15 protein-coding genes are annotated in these 15,258 nt (G+C 70.2%); 3 read left to right on the forward strand and 12 right to left on the reverse strand.

The annotated features are described in order from the left end of the window. Positions 1-36 precede the first annotated feature (36 nt). A complete protein-coding gene (locus tag J4E96_RS08350; protein WP_227425289.1) occupies positions 37-1,083 on the reverse strand; it encodes a class I SAM-dependent methyltransferase in 1,047 nt (348 codons plus the stop codon). Between the two features lie 149 nt (positions 1,084-1,232). Between J4E96_RS08350 and J4E96_RS08355 the strand changes: the two genes are divergently transcribed. From J4E96_RS08355 to J4E96_RS08365, 3 genes are all read left to right on the forward strand, one after another. Then, the gene (locus tag J4E96_RS08355; RefSeq protein ID WP_227425290.1) at positions 1,233-4,094 is read left to right on the forward strand and encodes a BTAD domain-containing putative transcriptional regulator; all 2,862 of its coding nucleotides are present in this window, start codon (positions 1,233-1,235) and stop codon (positions 4,092-4,094) included. An 82-nt stretch (positions 4,095-4,176) separates the two neighbouring features. Next, positions 4,177-4,668, forward strand: a complete 492-nt coding sequence (locus J4E96_RS08360) for a superinfection immunity protein (RefSeq protein WP_227425291.1) — start codon at positions 4,177-4,179, stop codon at positions 4,666-4,668. Positions 4,669-5,047: 379 nt separating this feature from the next. Continuing rightward, complete coding sequence (locus J4E96_RS08365) at positions 5,048-5,461, forward strand: hypothetical protein (RefSeq protein ID WP_227425292.1); 414 nt, start codon at positions 5,048-5,050, stop codon at positions 5,459-5,461. Positions 5,462-5,871: 410 nt separating this feature from the next. Here J4E96_RS08365 and J4E96_RS08370 read toward each other — a convergent pair whose 3' ends face one another. The 11 genes from J4E96_RS08370 to J4E96_RS08420 all read right to left on the reverse strand — a co-directional run bounded on the left by J4E96_RS08370 (position 5,872) and on the right by J4E96_RS08420 (position 15,156). Then, positions 5,872-6,654 carry a hypothetical protein gene (locus tag J4E96_RS08370; protein ID WP_227425293.1) on the reverse strand — a complete coding sequence of 261 codons (783 nt, stop codon included), beginning with the start codon at positions 6,652-6,654 and terminating at the stop codon, positions 5,872-5,874. A gap of 336 nt (positions 6,655-6,990) precedes the next feature. Then, positions 6,991-7,623 carry a Cap15 family cyclic dinucleotide receptor domain-containing protein gene (locus J4E96_RS20390; RefSeq protein ID WP_227425294.1) on the reverse strand — a complete coding sequence of 211 codons (633 nt, stop codon included), beginning with the start codon at positions 7,621-7,623 and terminating at the stop codon, positions 6,991-6,993. Next, positions 7,623-8,525, reverse strand: coding sequence for a nucleotidyltransferase family protein (locus J4E96_RS08380; protein ID WP_227425295.1), 903 nt, complete (start codon positions 8,523-8,525; stop codon positions 7,623-7,625). The genes J4E96_RS20390 and J4E96_RS08380 overlap by 1 nt, the downstream gene beginning before the upstream one ends. A gap of 224 nt (positions 8,526-8,749) precedes the next feature. Beyond that, positions 8,750-9,790: an RNA polymerase sigma factor gene (locus tag J4E96_RS08385; protein ID WP_227425296.1), complete on the reverse strand. Its 1,041-nt coding sequence runs from the start codon at positions 9,788-9,790 to the stop codon at positions 8,750-8,752. Continuing rightward, entirely contained in the window at positions 9,790-10,173 is a 384-nt protein-coding gene (locus tag J4E96_RS08390; RefSeq protein ID WP_227425297.1) for a YciI family protein, read from the reverse strand. The genes J4E96_RS08385 and J4E96_RS08390 overlap by 1 nt, the downstream gene beginning before the upstream one ends. 98 nt (positions 10,174-10,271) lie before the next feature. Continuing rightward, on the reverse strand, positions 10,272-11,030 hold the full coding sequence (locus J4E96_RS08395; RefSeq protein ID WP_227425298.1) for a GntR family transcriptional regulator: 759 nt from the start codon (positions 11,028-11,030) through the stop codon (positions 10,272-10,274). A 120-nt stretch (positions 11,031-11,150) separates the two neighbouring features. After that, positions 11,151-12,146: a dihydroxyacetone kinase subunit DhaK gene (dhaK, locus tag J4E96_RS08400; protein ID WP_227425299.1), complete on the reverse strand. Its 996-nt coding sequence runs from the start codon at positions 12,144-12,146 to the stop codon at positions 11,151-11,153. A gap of 83 nt (positions 12,147-12,229) precedes the next feature. Further along, positions 12,230-12,883, reverse strand: coding sequence for a dihydroxyacetone kinase subunit DhaL (dhaL, locus tag J4E96_RS08405; protein WP_227425300.1), 654 nt, complete (start codon positions 12,881-12,883; stop codon positions 12,230-12,232). Beyond that, entirely contained in the window at positions 12,873-13,724 is an 852-nt protein-coding gene (locus tag J4E96_RS08410) for an HAD-IA family hydrolase (RefSeq protein WP_227425301.1), read from the reverse strand. The genes dhaL and J4E96_RS08410 overlap by 11 nt, the downstream gene beginning before the upstream one ends. Further along, positions 13,721-14,596 (reverse strand): class II fructose-bisphosphate aldolase, encoded by an 876-nt coding sequence (locus tag J4E96_RS08415; RefSeq protein WP_227425302.1) that lies wholly within the window; start codon positions 14,594-14,596, stop codon positions 13,721-13,723. The genes J4E96_RS08410 and J4E96_RS08415 overlap by 4 nt, the downstream gene beginning before the upstream one ends. 134 nt (positions 14,597-14,730) lie before the next feature. Beyond that, positions 14,731-15,156 carry a VOC family protein gene (locus J4E96_RS08420; protein WP_227425303.1) on the reverse strand — a complete coding sequence of 142 codons (426 nt, stop codon included), beginning with the start codon at positions 15,154-15,156 and terminating at the stop codon, positions 14,731-14,733. Positions 15,157-15,258: the final 102 nt, after the last annotated feature.

A 15,258-nucleotide genomic window follows, 5' to 3' on the forward strand; every position in this document is an offset into this window, starting at 1 on the left:
CGCGGCGGCCATCGTGCGATGGCCGCCGCGGGGCGCTTACGGCCGGATCTCGTAGACGGCGTTGAACGGCGTCTCGGCGGCCCGGCGGAACCGCGTGAAGCCGGCGGCGATCGCCACGGCGCGGGTGGCGGCCTCGCCGGCCTGCGCGCCGAGCGGGCTCGCGCCGTCCTGGGACATGCCGGTGGGCACGCACAGGAACGTCGAGCCGCTGTAGAACAGTCGGCCGACCGGCGTGAGGTTGTCCTCGAGCCGGTCGCCAGCGTTCGGCTCCACGAGCAGCCAGGTGCCGTCCGGCGCCAGGGCCTCGCGCACGCGCCGCGCGGCGCCGACCGGGTCGCCCATGTCGTGCAGGCTGTCGAACATCGTGACGAGGTCGAAGCCCGCCCCGCTGAACGCCTTCGCCTCCGCGACCTCGAAGCTCACGCGGTCGCCGACGCCGGCCTCCGCGGCTTTCTTGCGGGCGTGCTCGACGGAGCCGGGGTGGTAGTCCGAGCCGACGACGACGGCGCGTGGGTAGGCCTCGGCGATCAGGATGGCGGCGGACCCGAGCCCGCAGCCGACGTCGGCGACCCGCGCGCCGGCCGAGAGCTTCTCGTCGACGCCGTCGAGCGCCGGGATCCAGCTGGGCACCAGCGCCGCGACGTAACCGGGACGGTAGAACGCGTCGCAGCCGACGAAGACGTCGTCCTCGTGCTGGTGCCACGCGAGCCCGGCTCCGGACCGGAACGCCTCGGTGAGCTGCGGCTCGGTGCGCAGGTACCCGAGGGCGGCGACGAAGGCCGCCGGCACGTTCGGACCGTTCGGGTCCACGAGGCAGAACGCCTGCTCCTCGGTCAGCGCGAACGTCGCGGTCGCGGGGTCGTACGTGACGTAGCCGCCGGCCGCCTGGCCGCTCAGCCACTCGGTGAGGTAGCGGGGGTGACAGCCCGAGCGCGCGGCGAGCTGGTCCGGCGTCGCGGGCCCCTCGGCGAGCGACGCGTAGAGGCCGAGGCGGTGGCCCACCACGACCGATCCGGCGGCGCCGGTCGCGCCGAGGTCGACCACGAACTGGCCGAGAAACTCCGAGACCTTCTGCTGATCCATCTGACTTCCTTCCGTCGACCGCCGGCGGAGCGCCGGCGTGAAATCGACGCTCCGCGATCGCCCTTGCAGGGCGCTGTCGGCCGCTGGCACGCTGCTGACACCGCGACCGTCCCGGGGTGGGCCGGGTCCCGGCGCGGTCGGGAGGCGCGATGGACGGCAACGGGGGAGCGCCGCTCCTGCGCGTCGAGGTGCTCGGGCCGCTGCGCGTCGTGGTCGACGGCGTCGCGGTGGACGTGCCGGGCCCGAAGCGGCGCGCGGTTCTCGCGCTCCTCGCGCTCGCCGAGGCGCGGACCGTCAGCGCCGACTCGCTCGTCGACGGCCTGTGGCCCGTGGAGCCGCCGGACGCGGCGCGCCAGGCGCTGCACTCCCACGTCTCCCGGCTGCGCGGGCACCTGGGCCCGGCGTCCGGCGCGCTCCAGACGCAGCGAGCGGGCTACCGGCTCGACGTCGACGCCGCCGGCCTCGACCTCGCGCAGGCCCGCGCCCTGCTGGCGGCGGCCCGGGCGCACGGCGCGGGCGACCCGGCCCACGCGCTGCCCCTGCTCCGCCAGGCCGACGGGCTGTGGCGCGGGCCGGTGCTCGCCGACCTGACCGACCTCGAGCCGATCGGCGCCGCGGTGACCGAGATCGCTCGCCTGCGCCGCCAGGTCGAGGACGCGCTGATCGCCGCCGCCGTCGGTGCCGGGCACGCCGACGAGGTCCTGGGGCTGGCCGCGGACGCCGTCGCCGCCGACCCGTTCCGCGAACCGGGCGTGCTCCTGCTGATGCGGGCGCTGGCGGGGTCCGGGCAGGTCGCCGAGGCGCTGCGTGCCGCCCGCGAGTTCCGTCAGAGGCTCGCCGCCGAGACGGGGCTGGATCCCTCGAGTGCGCTGGGCGACGCCGAGCGCGCCGTCGCCGGCGGGACCGCGGGAGCCGGGCTCGCGCGGCCCGGCGCGGGCGGGGCCGCGGCCGACGGCACCCGCCTGATCGGCCGCGCGGCGCAGGTCGCGGCCCTGCACCGGGTGCTCGCGACCGAACGACTCGTCACCGTGACGGGGCCGGGCGGGGTCGGCAAGACTCGCGTCGCGCTCGAGGTCGCGCGCCGGAGCACGACCGCGACCGTGCTCCTGCTCGCTCCGGTCACCGATCCGGCCGCCGTGCCCCACGCGCTCGCGGCCGCCCTGAACCTGCGGGTCGCCCGCGGCGACGTCCTGGCGGCCTGCGTCGCGGTGCTCGGCGACCAGGCGCGCCTGCTCGTCGTCGACAACTGCGAGCACCTGCTCGACGCCGCCCGCGGGGTGATCTCCGCCGTCCTGGCCGGGTGCCCCGAGGTCACGGTGCTGGTCACGAGCCGGGAACGACTCGGGCTCGCCGCGGAGTACGCGTTCCGCCTGTCCCCGCTCGCGCTGCCGGGCCCCGACCAGGACGCGGCCCAGGCGCCGTCGGTCACCCTGTTCCTCGAGCGCGCGAGCCGGGTCCGGCGCGGCCGCGAGCCCACCGCTACCCAGCTGCGCACCGTGGCCGACATCGTGCGCAGGCTCGACGGGATCCCGCTCGCGATCGAGCTCGCCGCGGGGCGGCTGTCCACGTTCTCCCTCGAGGACCTGCGCGACCGGCTGGACCGCGCCCTCGATCTGCTCGGCGGTGGCGCTCCGAGCGGCGAGCCGCGGCACCGGACGCTGCGGGCGACGATCGAGTGGTCGTACGACCTCCTCGCCGAGCCCGAGCGGCTGGTGTTCCGGCACCTGTCGGTGTTCGTCGACGGCGTCCCGCTCGAGACCGCCGAACGCGTAGCCGCGGAGCTCGCCCCGGGCCTGGACTCCGGCAGCGTCCTGGCCCGGCTCGTCGACGCGTCGATGCTCACGGCGGTCTTCGGGCCGGACGGCACGCGGTATCGGATGCTCGAGACGCTGCGCTCGTTCGGCACCGATCGGCTGGCCGCCGCCGGTGAGTCGGCCGCCGCGGCCGACCGCTTCGTCCGGTGGGGAGTTGCGCTGGCCTCGTGGATCGGGGCGGGCCTGGCGTCCGAACGCGAGCCCGAGGCCGACGCGGTGCTGCGCCGCGAGCTCGCGAACCTTCGCGCGGTGTGGCAGCTGATCCGCCGGCGCGAGGCGTTCGACGATGCCGCGGTGCTGGTGACGGCCCTCATCAATGCGATCGCCTACCGCGACGTCGTCGAGTTGCGGGCGTGGGCGCAGGAGCTGGCCGACGATCCGGCCCTGGACAGGTCCCCGCACGCCGCCGCGGTGCTCGGGACGGCGGCGGAGGCCGCCTACCAGGGCGGCGACCATCGGCGCGCCGCGCGGCTGGCCCGAGCCGGGCTCGAGCGTGGTCCCGCCGCCGAGTCCGCGTGGTTCTGCCTGCTGCCGCTCGCGGTGGCCGAGCTCGCCGACACCGCCTACGCCGACGTCGTCGAGCACGCGCTGGCCGCGGCCGCGCAGCCGGGCCCGAGCCGCGAGAGCTTCGGGATCGCCGCGCTGGCGCGCGCCCAGGCGGGTGACCTTGAGGACGCCCGAGCCCTGAACGCGCGCGGCCACGCCGACGCCGGGTCACCCACCTTGCGCTCGTGGGGCGAGTACGTCGCAGGCGAGATCGAGAACCGGGCCAGGCGCGCCGAGCTCGCCGAGCAGCATTACCTGCGCGCGATCGACCTCGCCCAGACGTCGGGGGCGACGTTCCTCGTCGGGATCGCGACCGTCGGCCTGCTGACCGTCCGGGTCGCCGCTGGACGGGTCGGCGACGCGCTGCACGGCTACCGCGACGTCGTCGACTACTTCGCGCGGACCGGCAACTGGACCCACCTGTGGGTGACGCTGCGCAACCTCGCTGACCTACTCCGCCAGCTCGGGGACGACGAGACCGCCGACCAGCTCGACGCGGCGGCGGCCGGCGCCCCGGACGCTCCGGCGCGGGCGCAGCGGGCCGGTCGGCCGGTGCCTGCTGCGGGCGCCGGGGACTCGCAGCGAGTGCTGGGCCGGGACGCCGTCCTGCGCATTGCCCGGCTCGGGATCGACCGGTGCCTGGCGAACTGAGCTCCTTGTACAGGCAAAGGGTCTGTCATGTCGCTCGGTGATTGCGCGCCGGAAGGCGCGCCTCCAGCCATAGGATCCGGAGATGAGCGAGATCGATCCGTACGACGCGCGCCGGTCGATGCCGGCGGTCGTTCCGCACCAGCCGGCGTGGCCGGCCCAGCAGGCACCGGCGTCGGGCTATTGGCTCGCGACCGACCAGCGCCCGGCCTCCGGCGCCGTCCTCGTGATCGCCTGGGCGAGCACGGTCCTCACCCTTGGCTACATGCTTCCTTGGGCGATTGCCGCGTCACGCGGGCGGTCCAACCAGGCGGCCATCGGCCTGGTCAACCTGCTCCTCGGGTGGAGCCTGATCGGGTGGATCGCGGCGCTGGTGATGGCATGCCAAGCCCATTCGGTCGTGGGGCAGATGCCGGTGGTCAACGTGCTGGTGGCGCAGCAGTTCCCGCAGGCGGCACAGGGCTACGCGGGCCAGGTTCCCGTGTCGGGTCCGCCGCCAGGGTGGTACCCGTCGCCTCTGGGGGCTGGCCAGCAGTACTGGGACGGCGTTGCGTGGACGGGGCACCGCGCGCCCTGAGCGGGCGCTCTGGTCCGTGGGATGGGTGTCGGCAGATCCGTGGTCGACGGAATTCCGCGCTGTGGTCCGGATTGCTGCAACTGCCGCGCGCATCGGGACGAACGCGGGCTGGACTCGGTCGGGCATCACGCTGCGTCCCCGCCGGGCCGCCACATAGGTGGCACTATGCGAAACCCAACAAACGACCACGCCGTTCCGTCGTTGGGCGATTGGGGGCAAGAAGTGGAGACCTGGGCTCCTCGTTGCGCCGTGTCGACGACGGTCGACGACCCCCCGGCGCGACTCGGCAGTCGTTCCCTGCAGGGGGTGTCAGCAAGAAGTGGACCAACTTCCACAAGTCTCGGTTCGCGATGTCATACCCTCATGCAACCCTCCGATCATGACTGAACCACTGAGCATTCTCGGAGTAGACGCTGCCGGAGTTGGCCAGCCGCGCAATGACGGCACACCTGGATCGGCGCTGTACGCCGTTCCGATCAAGTTGTCACGCGCACCATCGTTCCGCGAGGGGCAGTTCCTCGTGTATCACTGGGACAACCCGTCTTCGTGGTCAACAATGCACAGGAAGGGCATTGCCCGCGTCGTTGGGGATTGCCTCGTGCTGAACGGCACGACGGTCGAAGAGGTGCGCGACCACCACGTCGGCACGCTCAAGCAAGTCGTGTTGGCATCGAACCAATCTGAGTCCGAGGCCGCGGTCGCAGAGAAGTTGGCCCTCGACGCAGCAACTGCCCGGCGCCGTGCTCACGAGACAACCGTCGAGGCCGTCGCCTCGGAGATCCGGTTCGACTGACCGTCAGTGGCTCGGTCCACCACCTGCGATTTACTATCACGGCTTCATCGGTGCCAGGACGGAACGCATGGTCGAGTCGCCACTATCGTGGCATTGGGCGCCCGGTACCTAGCACCCTCGGGGAGCTGACGGATGCCATCGAACGAGCTCCTGCAACTCGTACGGAAGGACGACGCCGCTTTCGATGCTCCCGTTCCGATCCAAGCCGCTATCCATGGCGGCATTTCGGGGCCCGGTCGTATGGCGTTGAGGGCGGCTACGCTCCTCCGCATCTGCCGCTGTCACAGGCACGCCCGGTCCCGAAAGAATGCTGCACTTGGTGGTCTGGCTGACGGTGGTTCCGGGTTCCGGGTTCTGACGAAAGGCGGAGTGATGGTTCGTTCCCACGCTGGGCGCGACGCGGCCGAAGTCTAGTGAGTCATCGATATTGACTGACCATTGTCGGGGTCAAGAGTGAACTCTCCTGAGGCGCTATATGCGGCTTCTCTGCGACGGATTAGGTCGTTGACCTCGTCCACTTCGGCGCCATGCAACGTGCCGTACTGATCGAGCACCCACCGGTAAAGGTTTTCAATGAGCTTTTCGTATTCCCCGATCGCTTGGCGAAGTGGTACCACAGGGTGGTCCGCGAGATACGGCTTTGCGCCCGCCGGACACTTTTCCCATGCCAGAACATCTTTGGAGTCGACTACCACGCTCAACGTGCGGCCGACAACATCTTGGCTGAACGCCGAAGCTACCACCGGATTTCCCCGATGAAGCATGTAGTTCCGCAACGTCTTCACATACACGACGACGGGCGCTTCGACCATCTTGGCCTTCTTGCTCTCATACTCTGACCAGAACGAGCCACCCTCGTATTTTCTGAGCAGATTGCGAGTGTGGTCCACCAGTGTCATAGCTGAACTCACGAAATTCATAAGAAGGCGCAGCACGTTCATATTGAAGATCTGCGCTTCAACACTGTCCCGCCCGAGAGGTTCCGCTGTCGCTTCCCTCCGAGCGATGTAGTCCTTGAGTTCGGCCGCGTTCCCAAAGACAATTCCAATCGTCTGTTGAAGATTGGCCCATCGAGCCTGAGCCGCAACGGCAGGATGTGCTGCGATGCGCTCCCGAAGGTCTTCTACCTCCTCCAGGGTCAAAGTTCCGTTGAGATTCAGCACGGTGATCTTGAGCTCTTCGTCGCTAGACACACCATCTCCGTTCACGGTTCCCGGCAGTGACGCCGGATGGCGCCTCGACCCCAGTGGGGGTGGTTCGGCGTCGATCCCTGCCACTTCAATGTGACGGGGACTCGACCGATCTTCATGCCCCACACGCTGCGATCACGCTCATGTCGGCCGGCGCCGGGCATATCGGGGCCGCGATCGCCGTGCTCGCTGTCCGCCATGGCGGCATGTCGTCGAACCTGGCCGCCATTGTCCGCGCTCGTGCCGACGAGCGCGACCGCTACTCGATCTTCGGCATCGACACGGACTGCGCGCGGCCGTACTGGGTGCTTCGGCCTGTGCCCGAGTGGCGTGCTGCGGTCAAGGAGTGGGCGGCAGGCCGGCCAGTGAATTACGGTCCTTTCTACGGTCGACCAGAACCAGGTCCATGTCGCCCACCGTGAACCGGTCTGTCCAGTACGTGCCAGACAAAGTCTTGGGGAGCCTTCCGACAACCGTGAATTCGCAGGCCCCCCGGTGTGGAGAACTCCGGGGCCGATGCTGTTGCTTCGGCTCGTTCCGGTACGTGTATGTGAGCAGACACTGTTCGCGACTATCTCCGTGGGCGCGCATTGACGCAACCTCAGACATCGACGAGCTTTCTGCCGTCAGAAGCCGGGCAGTCACCGTCCAAAAGGTTTGCTCAATGACCACAGCGCTCGTGATCGGGCCACGGTTCCCGTTCTTGGGGATCCGACTATTCTTGTGTGGTCGGATCGTTGTCCTCCAGGTCCCGTCCACCCGGGGGCGGCCCACGAGCATGTGTATACCCGGCCACTTCCACACCCACAGATCGAAGGCGACCGTGAGCAGGACTAGAACCGACGGGACGTAGGCGAGCAAACGCTGCATCGAACTTCCTACGGTGACGCCACTCAGGTGGAGCACCATACCCCAGGCCGTGCTGACGCCAACAGCAACAATGCGAACCAGCCGTGCTTGATCCTTTGCCATCAGTAGTCCAGGTATTGCCAAGTGGCGAGCACGAGCCCACGTGCGTCCGCCGGTGTCCACTTGGACCCGCCGTGGAACAGGTACTTCAGACCGTTGGGCTCTTCCCAGTCAGTCCGCACATAGGTCTCTTCCTTCACATGGTCCCAGAGCCAGACGAGAACGGACTGGAAGCCTGCGCTAAGGTCCTCTCCGCTTAATAGGGTGCGGTCGGGCACGTTCCAGACCAAGCACTCCATGAAGTACGAGGGGAGATCACTAATAGTGCCGTCCGCGACCAACTGATTCTCGGCGCTCTTCAATGCCCGAACGAACTTCTTATATCGACCATTGGTTCGCCCATTCTTGGCGGCACCCCGTTCGAGTTGCTGGTCGGGGTAATTAACAATAGACATTCCTGAGAGGGGAAAGACCTTGCTCCCGTCGTGCCGCGACGATTTGTCCGAAGAGTCATAGCGGACGAAGGCGAAGCTCGGCACCACGTCGATGTCGGGTCGGGTCCCGTCGTGTTCGTCGATGGTTATCGCCACCGTGCCCGATCCGGATACCTCGCCCGGGAATTTGCTCTTTAGAGCAGCGAGAATCTCGGCACGCCAGCGACTTGGTGTCCACTCGCCCGCATAGGGCGAGGTCACCTCTCCCGATGCCCTCTCGCAGGCGTGGTAGTCGTAGTAGAGGCACTCGCGGTTCTGTACCGCGATGTCCACGTCGCTATCGAGACGGACGTTCGTGTTGTTCGCGTACGACCCCTTGGCGTAGATGGTGTACGAAACGCCCTTGAACGCCGGCCACGCCTCGACTGCGCTCTTGACCATCCGCAGCGCGCGGTCTTGCTTGTCCTTCTCGAACTCGCTCGATGGCATGACCCATCGGCGCAGTTGAGTCTGCCGATCCACCACGTTCACATCTGCTCCTTGTTCGTCTCCCGCAGCATAGGTTCCCCCACCGACAGAAGCGCTCGTGCCGCCGACGGCGAAGATCGATGAGCATGATCTCGTCCGGCGGGGCGGCGACGGGGTCACCTTGTCGGGCGCCAACCTTGTGGAACTCCCTCGCAGGAACCCTTGTCAACCGCCGAAGTATCCGCGAGTTAGTTGGTGATAAGCGGCGTTGGACAGACGCTGCCTTCTCACCTCGCGGACCGCGCCAGTGCAGCGGCCAGGCCCTCCTCAGCCCCTCGAGTCGGGGCGACCACGACCAGCCCCCGGTACAGCGTGACGAGCGCATCGGCGTCGACCTGGCCCGTGCGCGCCCGGTCGCAGTGCACCGACTGGATGGCGGCTTCGAGCTGGAACCGGCCCAGCGGCATCACGAACGACGCGGCGCGCTTGAGCAGCGCCTCGCCCTCGCGGATGAGCTCCTGCGACCACAGCGCTGGATCCTGATCGTCGAGGCGCGGCCACGGGTCGCCGACGCGCGCTGGCGCCCTGGATTGCGCCAAGGTGAGCAGCGCCGCGAGGCCCCAGGCCTCAGGCTCGGTCTGGAGCAGCGATGCCGTGAGCACGGCGAGCCAGCGGGCCTCGTCGGCCGTCGACTGCCGCACGTCGTCGCCCTGCGAGAGCCAGTCGATCGCGTAGGCCCCGTAGATCGCCTCGAGCACCGAGGGAAGCCGGGCTGGCATGTCGGCGCGCGTCGGCACGACGAAGGGGATGCCGGCGTCGCGAATGCGGCGCTTCGCTCGGACCAGTCGCTGGGCCATGGCGGCGGGCTCGACGTCGAAGGCCTGGGCGATCCGCGCGGCATCGAAGCCGAGCACCGTCTGGAGCATGAGCGGCGTGCGGATGCGGGCGTCGATCGCTGGGTGCGCGCACACGAAGAGCAGCTCGAGGCGCTTGTCGCCGATCGCGTTGGCGTTCTCGGCGAGGGCGGTGACGTCGAGCGCGTCGACCACGTCGAGGTCGGGGGACAGGGGCGCTGAGGTGCGGCGGGCGGCGGAACCGATGACGTCGCGCAGGCGATTGCGGGCCACGGTGAGCAGCCACCCTTCGGGATTGTCGGGGATGCCGGACCTCGGCCACGTTGCGAGCGCACGCTCGAAGGCATCCGCGAGCACGTCCTCGGCGAGGGCGACGTCCCGCGTGGAGGCGGCGAGCAGCGCGACGAGCCGGCCGTAGCCCATCCGCGCCGCGCGCTCGGCGACGGCGCGGACGGACTCGGCGTCTGCGGGCATCAGAGCTGTGGGCCGCCCGTCCACGCGCCGTCGACGAAGCGCGTCGCCGTCGGGCGGATCTCGATGTGCCCGTAGTGCGCCGACGGCGCCTTCCCCGCCCAGGCGAGGGCGGCATCCAGGTCGGCGACGTCGATGACGAACGTGCCGCCGAGCTGCTCCTTGGTGTCGGCGAACGGGCCGTCCTGGACGACGAGCTCGCCGGTCGCGAGGCTGATCGTCGTCGTGGCCGCAGACGGCATGAGCACCTCGGCCGAGGCGAGCACACCCGCGGCGTCGAGCGCCTTGGCGTAGTCGTCAAACGCCTTCATGCCCTCGGCGAGTGTTTCGGGACCGAGGTCCTCGGCGGACATCTCGGGGTAGTGGAGCAGGAGCGAGTAGCGCATGGTGCGTTCCTTCCGGGCTGTGTTGTCGATACTGACACCCAGATGACGATCGAGTCAGGCTCCGATCGACACACGCCGCGAGGTCCGGCGCCCGCAACCTACAAGTCGTAGTCGAACCGAAGCCGGATCTTGTCGCCCCGGAAGATGATCCGGGAGTACTCGAAGACCCGGCCCGTCCCGTCGGCGATGGTGTCCTCGAGCTGCAGCACGGGCTGGTGCGCACGCATCGCGAGCAGTCCCGCCTCCGCCGCCGTCGCCGACGACGCCTCGAGGTTCTCCTCGACCCGTTTCATCTCGAGCCCGTAGTGCTTCTCCAGGACGACGCACAGCTGCTCGGCGCCCGTGTCGTGGGCATCGAGGCCCGGGGCCAGCGCCGCGGGGACGAACGAGTGGTGCAGGCTGATCGGCTCGTCCTGGACCGAGCGGAGCCGGTGGATCGCGTAGACCGCCTGGTTGGGGTCGAGCCGGAGCCGGTCGCGGACCGTGGACGCCGGTCTCTCGAGGCTCACGCCGAGCACCGTCGTGCGGGTCTCGTAGCCCATCGCCTCGAGCTGCTCGCGCACGCCCCGGTACGCGGGGGAGACCGCGCTGATCTTGGTCGGGGCGAGGAAGGTGCCCTTGCCCGGCACGCGGAACAGCAGCCCGTCGTTCACGAGGGTCGTCAGGACCCCGCGGGCGGTCATCCGGCTCAGCCCGTACAGCTTGTTGAGCTCGTTCTCCGACGGCACGCGCTGGTTCGCCTGCCACTGCCCGGCCGCGATCTGCGCGCGCAGGATCTCCTCGAGCTGCGCGTAGAGCGGGACGGCCGAGTCGCGCTCGAGCGCCTCGACCGCCGGAACCGCCTCGTCGGACCTCACGCGTTTGCTCATCCCCGTAGCCGGCACGAATCTGGTGGAGTCAGGGAAATTAGCAGAGTCGGGCGCATCGGCACGGACCCGGGCCGCCTCCTGACCCGGTCACCGCCTCTGCCCGACCCGCTAGAAGACCCGGTAGGCGACCTCCGCCGGGGCGGCGAGCAGCGCGTCGATCTCGTCGTCGAGCCGGACGAGGGTCAGCGACGCCCCGGCCATCTCGAGCGAGGTGCAGTACTCGCCGACGTAGCTGCGCGTGACCTCGATGCCCATCGCCGCGAGCTTCTCGTGCGCGCTGCCGTACAGCAGGTACAGCTCGCTGATCGGGGTGCCGCCCAGGCCGTTGATCATGAGCGCGACCTTGTCGCCCGCCGCGTAGGGCAGGTCGCCGACGACGGCGCTGAGCAGCTCGTCGACGATCTCGTCCGCGGAGGTGAGCTTCGCGCGCCGGCGGCCAGGCTCGCCGTGGATGCCGACGCCCATCTCGACCTCGTCGTCGCCGAGCTCGAACAGCGGGGAGCCCTTTGCCGGCGGCGTGCACGCCGTCAGGGCGATGCCCATCGTCCGGGTCACGGAGTTGACCTTCTCGCCGACCCGGATCACCTCGTCGAGGTCCGCGCCGGCCTCGGCCGCCGCGCCGACCGCCTTCATGACGAAGAAGTTGCCCGCGACGCCGCGCCGGCCGACGGTCCACGTCGAGTCCTCCACCGCGACGTCGTCGTTGATGAAGAGGGTCTTGACGTTGATGCCGTCGGCCTCGCTGAGCTCCTGGGCCATGTCGAACGCCATCTTGTCGCCCGTGTAGTTGTTCACGAGGAGCAGCACGCCCTTGTCGGAGGCGAGCAGCTTGACCGTCTCGTACACGTAGTCCATGGGCGGCGCCGCGAAGACGTCCCCGGGACAGGCGCCGTCGAGCATGCCCTTGCCGACGGTCATCACGTGGGCGGGCTCGTGACCCGAGCCGGACCCCTGGATGATCGAGACCTTGTCCTGGCGCGGCGCGTCGGCCCGCATGATCAGGTTGTACGCGGGCACGTACCGCAGGGTGTCCGGGTTCGCCAGCGCGATGCCCTTGAGCATCTCGGGGACGTACTGCTTGGGGTCGTTCACGAACTTCTTCACGACTGCCTCCACGACGGTGTGTTGGGGACGGAACTGCGGGATCGAACTGCGGGACGGAAACTGCGGGGTCGAACGAGAAGGTTCTACGAGGCGCGCACCGCGGCCCGCTCGGGCCACCGGGCCGCGACCTGCTCGGCGAGGACGGCGACGGCGACCGCGCCGGCGTCGGGGGAGCCGATGCTGCGCTCGCCGGTGTAGCTCGCGCGGCCTCGGCGGGCCTGCAGCGCGCTCGTCGCGTCGGCGGCGCGGCGCGCGGTGGCGGCCGCGGCGTCGAAGATCTCCTGGGTGGGGGCGCCGCGCGCGACGAGCTCCTCGATCGCATCCGTCATCGGCACGAGCGCGTCGAGCAGCGTCTTCTCGCCGACCTCGGCGCCGCCGCGCGCCTTGATGCCGTCGATCGAGCTGCGCAGCAGGCCGACGACGGCCGCGCCGTCGAGCACGTCCGCCTTCTTCGCGGCCATGGCCGCCCGCAGGAAGGCGGTGCCCCAGATCGGCCCGGAGGTCCCGCCGATCCGGGCGCTGATGATCATGGCGATCTTCTGCAGCAGCGTCCCGCTGTCGGCGCGGTCGAGGGTGTCCCACTGCTCGAGCACGATCTCGAACCCGCGCGCGAGCGAGTACCCGAAGTCGCCGTCGCCGACCACCGAGTCGAGGTCGCCGAAGTACTTCTCGTTGTCCACCACGGTCTGCGTGATGACGTGCGCCACGAAATCGACGTCGGCAACCTCAGCGGGCATGGGGGTGACTCCTTGGTGGGGTGGGGACAGCCGATGGGGTCGGGCGCGTGGGCGGGGCCGGGCGTGGCCGGTCCAGGTGAAGCAGCCGGGCGAGGTCGGCCAGGGTCACCTCGGGACCGATGCCGAGGCGGTGCGGGTCGTCGATGACCTGCGCCTTCTCGTCCGGGTCGCCGAGGGAGCTGACGACGAGGGCGGCGCCGGTGAAGTCCTCGGCGACGGTGTAGGTGCTCACGGTCACGACGGTGGTCAGGCCCGCGGCCCGCGCGGCCCGGAGCCCGTTCGCGCTGTCCTCGACGACGACGACGTCGGCGGCCCGGGCGCCGATCCCGCCGAGCGTGAGGAGGTAGATGTCAGGAGCGGGCTTCTTGTGCGCGACGACGTCGCCCGCGAACACGGCGAAGTCGCGGGCCCGATCGGCGCCGACGACGTGCTCGAGCACGGCGCGCACGGCCGGCTCGGCCGACGTCGAGGCGACGGCGAGCGTCCAGCCGGCGTCGGCCGCCTCCTCGACGATCCGGGCGATCCCGGGCCGGGCGGGCATCGCGCCGGCGGCGACCTTGGCGGTGTACCTCGCCGTCTTGCGGCGGTGCCAGTCGGCGACCATCGCCGCCTGCTCGCCTGGGTCGGTGGGCAGGCCGGCCGCGGCGACGAGCTCCGGGGTGAGCAGGCTCGCCATCCGTTCCTTGCCGCCGCCGATCTGCACGTACCGGGCGTAGTCGGCGTCGGACCACCGCACGGGCAGGCCGACCTCGGCGAACGTCTCGTTGAAGGCGGGCAGGTGGCCGTACCGCTCGGTGTCGGCGAGCACGCCGTCGCAGTCGAAGATGAGCGCCGGGCTCATCGCGCCACCGCCGCGGCGTCGGCCCGGCCCGCGGAGCCGAACATCTCGAGGTGCTTCGCCGCCTCGGCCCGCACGGCCCGGCTGATGTCCGCGAACATCGACGGCGGGTCCCACTTGCCGCTCGCCTCGGCCCGGGCGAGGTGCTCCTGGGCGGAGTGCATGTAGGCGAGCTTCAGCCCGGTGGAGATGTTGATCTTGGCGACCCCGGCGTCGATGAAGGCCCGGAAGTCGGACTCGGCCAGGCCGGTCCCGCCGTGCAGCACGATCGGTCGCTCGCTCAGCTTCGCGAGCTCGCGGACGCGGTCGGGGAGCAGGACCGGGGCCTTGCGGTACTCGCCGTGCGCTGTGCCGAGCTGGGGCGCGAGCAGGTCGACGCCCGTGCGCTCGGCGACGTCGGCGAGCACCTCGACGGAGTAGCCGTGCAGGGACACGTCCGAGCCCACGCCGTCCTCGACCCCGATGATGTTCTCGATCTCGGACTCGACGTCGACGCCGGCGCCGTGCGCGAGCGCGACCACCTCGGCGGTCTCGGCCTCGGCCTGGGCAAGGTCCCGGTCCGACGCGTCGAAGAGCACCGACGACCAGCCGGCGGCGACGACGTCGGCGATCACCTGGCGGTCCGGGCAGTGGTCGAGGTGCAGCGCGACCGGGACGGGAGCGCCGGCGGCTGCCGCGCGGAACATCGCGGTGAGCAGGTCCACCCCGATCGAGCGGACGGTCTTGACCGAGACCTGGACGATGACCGGGGACGAGAGCTCGGCGGCCGCGGCGACGACCGCGCGCAGGCTCAGGTCGTCCAGGATGTTGATGGCGGCGACGGCGTAGCCGTGCGCCTGGCCGTGCCGGGCGAGCTGCGCCGTCGACGCGATCATGACCGTCTCCTCAGCGTTGAGAATCGGACCTGCACGTCCCGGCGTCGCTCGTGAGAGCTTGCGTATACGGCTCTATACAAGTCCTCCTCGGACAGTACGCAAATGCCGCATATGTGTCCAGAGCGCGCGCGGACCTACCTCGTGCGCGCGGTCATCTCGACGTAGTGCGGGTTGTGCATCAGCCCGAGGACGTTCCCGAAGGGGTCGACGACGGCCGCCGTGACGAACCCCTCGGACCGGTCCATCGGCTCCTGGTAGGTGGTCGCCCCCATCGCCAGCACCCGTGCCAGCGTGCCGGGCAGGTCGTCCACGTGCCAGTACACGACCGCGCCCCCGGGCTCGGCCGGCGCTCCCGGCGGCGCGTAGCTCCGGTCGATGATGCCGAGCTCGTGCTCGTGGTCGCCGATGCGGAACTCCAGGTACGCGGGGGGAGCGGGCGCCGGCGGCATGCGGAAGTAGGGCTCGACGCCCAGCAGCTCGGCGTACCACCGTGCGGCGGCCGCGACGTCGGTCGCCCAGAAGCTGACGGTGGCCAGGCCCCGCAACGGTGTCGCGCTCATGACTCGTTCCCCCTCAGGTCAGTTCACAGATCGACGGTGCACAGATCGACGGTGCACAGCTCGACGGTGCACAGCCGCCCCACCCACGCTAGGACCGCTCGC

Source organism: Pengzhenrongella sicca (assembly GCF_017569225.1).
GTDB lineage: Bacteria > Actinomycetota > Actinomycetes > Actinomycetales > Cellulomonadaceae > Pengzhenrongella > Pengzhenrongella sicca.

Excerpts from the sequence above, each read along its gene's own strand:
- J4E96_RS08350 (WP_227425289.1), bottom strand. The coding sequence starts at position 1,083 with ATGGATCAGCAGAAGGTCTCGGAGTTTCTCGGCCAGTTCGTGGTCGAC.
- J4E96_RS08355 (WP_227425290.1), top strand. The coding sequence starts at position 1,233 with ATGGACGGCAACGGGGGAGCGCCGCTCCTGCGCGTCGAGGTGCTCGGG.
- J4E96_RS08360 (WP_227425291.1), top strand. The coding sequence starts at position 4,177 with ATGAGCGAGATCGATCCGTACGACGCGCGCCGGTCGATGCCGGCGGTC.
- J4E96_RS08365 (WP_227425292.1), top strand. The coding sequence starts at position 5,048 with ATGACTGAACCACTGAGCATTCTCGGAGTAGACGCTGCCGGAGTTGGC.
- J4E96_RS20390 (WP_227425294.1), bottom strand. The coding sequence starts at position 7,623 with ATGGCAAAGGATCAAGCACGGCTGGTTCGCATTGTTGCTGTTGGCGTC.
- J4E96_RS08385 (WP_227425296.1), bottom strand. The coding sequence starts at position 9,790 with ATGCCCGCAGACGCCGAGTCCGTCCGCGCCGTCGCCGAGCGCGCGGCG.
- J4E96_RS08390 (WP_227425297.1), bottom strand. The coding sequence starts at position 10,173 with ATGCGCTACTCGCTCCTGCTCCACTACCCCGAGATGTCCGCCGAGGAC.
- dhaL (WP_227425300.1), bottom strand. The coding sequence starts at position 12,883 with ATGCCCGCTGAGGTTGCCGACGTCGATTTCGTGGCGCACGTCATCACG.
- J4E96_RS08410 (WP_227425301.1), bottom strand. The coding sequence starts at position 13,724 with ATGAGCCCGGCGCTCATCTTCGACTGCGACGGCGTGCTCGCCGACACC.
- J4E96_RS08415 (WP_227425302.1), bottom strand. The coding sequence starts at position 14,596 with ATGATCGCGTCGACGGCGCAGCTCGCCCGGCACGGCCAGGCGCACGGC.
- J4E96_RS08420 (WP_227425303.1), bottom strand. The coding sequence starts at position 15,156 with ATGAGCGCGACACCGTTGCGGGGCCTGGCCACCGTCAGCTTCTGGGCG.